Genomic DNA, 2,425 nt, shown 5'->3' on the forward strand with positions numbered 1-2,425 from the left:
TTACCTCCCTTGGTTTCGATAATTTCACCAGTTTCGGGGTGCTTATAGCGCTTCACCGCGCGCTGCCGCCGCTGCTGTGGGGCTGAGGTAGAATTGCCTCTGCGGCTCGTACTTGTGCTGCGCTCGGGGTCCAGGATAGCAATAACATCACGCAAGGATTTGCTATGTTCACCCAGCAGAGCACGGAGCCGTTCTTCGAATTCCAGTTCTCTCTGCAAGCGCTCGTCACCATTCAACTGTTCCAGGCGCTGCTTCAGTTCTTCGATTGCTGCTTCAGTCTGACGGTATTCTTGGATCAGGGACATCACAATCTCCTCAAGATTAGGCGGTGGCTGCTGTTATAGCGCTTTCGTGAATAAAAGACTAGAGGAAAATAGAAAATTTTATCTTTGGTGTCGCTAGGGCGCTAATAATAATTAGGTTTAAACGAAAATACAATATCACATCTTTACTAACGCGCGGCTTTATAGGATAAATATAATTGCGATCGTGCCAGTTTTAATTTTTGATTTGTGTAATTGACCGCTGTAGTAGCCGTGTATGGGCGCTCATCTAATAGCGCAGGATATACGCTAGGAGCTGATTCCGTACTCGGAATACCAAAACTTAAGACTTGACAAAACCTCAAGTCTTAAGTTTTGCGAACCAATAGCCAATAATTCTTTCGAAGTTTATTCTTGCTACAAACAATCTGTTGCGGTTATTGGCATTCCTAGCTTTAGTATCGTCCAAGCAGATGGCATTCACAATCACTATCTTCTGAAAACGACCAGATAGAAAGCGAAGATGCCATAGGTCGTACTACTATTGGGGCATATTAGCCGTCAACGACGTAGGCTCATATTCAGAATTGGGAACCCTTATGTGGGCCGGTGTACGGGTGGTTACGGACTTGGAATACCGTCAACTCGTGTACACGTGGCGACGGTCATTCGCCGAGTAGGCCCGTGTTAGCCAGAAAACGCGTCTATTACGCGGGTTCTAGAGGAATTGTAGGCCGGATGATTGCTAGCCTCATAGACCGTCGCCGCGTGTACGCTGACCGTCGCGGCGCGTACGCATGATCAGGGACCTTGGGTACCGTCAACTCGTGTACACGTGGAGACGGTCTTTTGCCCACTAGGCCTGTAGCAGCCGGAAAACGTGTCTATTACACGGTTCTTAAGGGAATGATAGGCCGGATGATTGCTGGCTCGCGGACCGCCACCGCGTGTACAGGTAATTACGGGCTTGGGGTACGGTCAACTCGTATATGTTATTCCAAGCAAATGATAGGAATTAAGATCAGCGAAGAGCTCATTTGGATTTCCTCATGGACGAGCTGAAAAATCTAGGCATGAATTTCGGTGCTTTCTTTCTATAATATTATGCGCTAGAATTGCATGGCGTGCTTCGAGAATCGTTGGTTATACCTCCCCTCGAAGACATTTGAAGCCCTCTTTTAGAGGGCTTTTTTATACCTGCTAGATTTTCCTCTCATTTTTAAAATTTATATTTTTGTCTATATATACACGCCGTATTCGATCTGTAATAGATATTCGATAAGCATCTCAAATCCTAGAGGATAGGTAGCAACATTTAAGGGGGGCTCGCCTCCCAGATATGGATTTTTATTACCAACCCACTCTTCTGCTAATTCATATGTGCCTAGAGCTTGAGACGCCTGGTTAAGGAGCGTAGCATATTTATAAGCTTGCAAGCTTTGAAAGGCGTTCAGCTTTCTTGGGCTAGTCCTGTTTTTATGCCTTGGGCAATCGCCTATAATATTTATCAAGATGCTATCGGCAATATTTGGAGCGAAAGTTTTCGCCATCTTCTTCGCGTTCTTGTATAAGAAACCGTTGTGAATTGCTCTATAGAGATCTCGGGCTTGTATGTTTTTCACGCTCTGACCGGACAGGAGGTCTAGAGGCTCGTTTATTATAGGCATTGGAAGTATACTGAAATTGCTTGGTTCATATAGCTCGCGCTTTTTGAGGCGACAGAAATTTCCCCCGACCATTGCCTTCTCAGCCTCATAGGCTGCTTCACTATCTCGGTGCATGAAATTTTCTTTTAATCCGCTCCTAGCAATTTTTTCTAGGGCTTCTCTAATAGCTGGATTTTCTTTCATATTTCACCTCATGCAGAAGCAAGTTAGCTCATCTGGGTTCCAGCCTATGAAATTTAAGGCGTAGCGGGACGAAATACCCTCCAAAGTGCCGCCACCTGCATGTGTGAAGAGGCTACCAGCGCCTGCCTATGGCGTTTCGTACATCGCCATCCTAATTATCGCCGCATATCTTCCTGCGTGCTGAGAAACGGGCCTTGCCTTCGATGAAATGACCCCCGAAAGTTGGACGCTGCCCTGAAGGCGTACCATGCCCAAGTACTCTCTAGCGTTCAAATTGAAGATCGTCGCTCAGTACCAAAAGGGCGATTGCAG

At 46.3% G+C, this 2,425-nt stretch carries 2 protein-coding genes; both read right to left on the reverse strand.

Features of this window, described 5'->3' with window-relative positions; translation table 11 throughout:
- Positions 1–305, reverse strand: a 305-nt coding sequence (locus tag QKY98_RS23235; RefSeq protein WP_284671653.1) for a histone-like nucleoid-structuring protein, MvaT/MvaU family, incomplete at its 3' end; no start/stop codon positions are given.
- Positions 306–1,501: 1,196 nt separating this feature from the next.
- Complete coding sequence (locus tag QKY98_RS23240) at positions 1,502–2,113, reverse strand: antitoxin Xre/MbcA/ParS toxin-binding domain-containing protein (RefSeq protein ID WP_284671654.1); 612 nt, start codon at positions 2,111–2,113, stop codon at positions 1,502–1,504.
- Positions 2,114–2,425: the final 312 nt, after the last annotated feature.

It is taken from the genome of Pseudomonas sp. HR1 (assembly GCF_030175875.1).
Taxonomy (GTDB): Bacteria; Pseudomonadota; Gammaproteobacteria; order Pseudomonadales; family Pseudomonadaceae; genus Chryseomonas; species Chryseomonas oryzihabitans.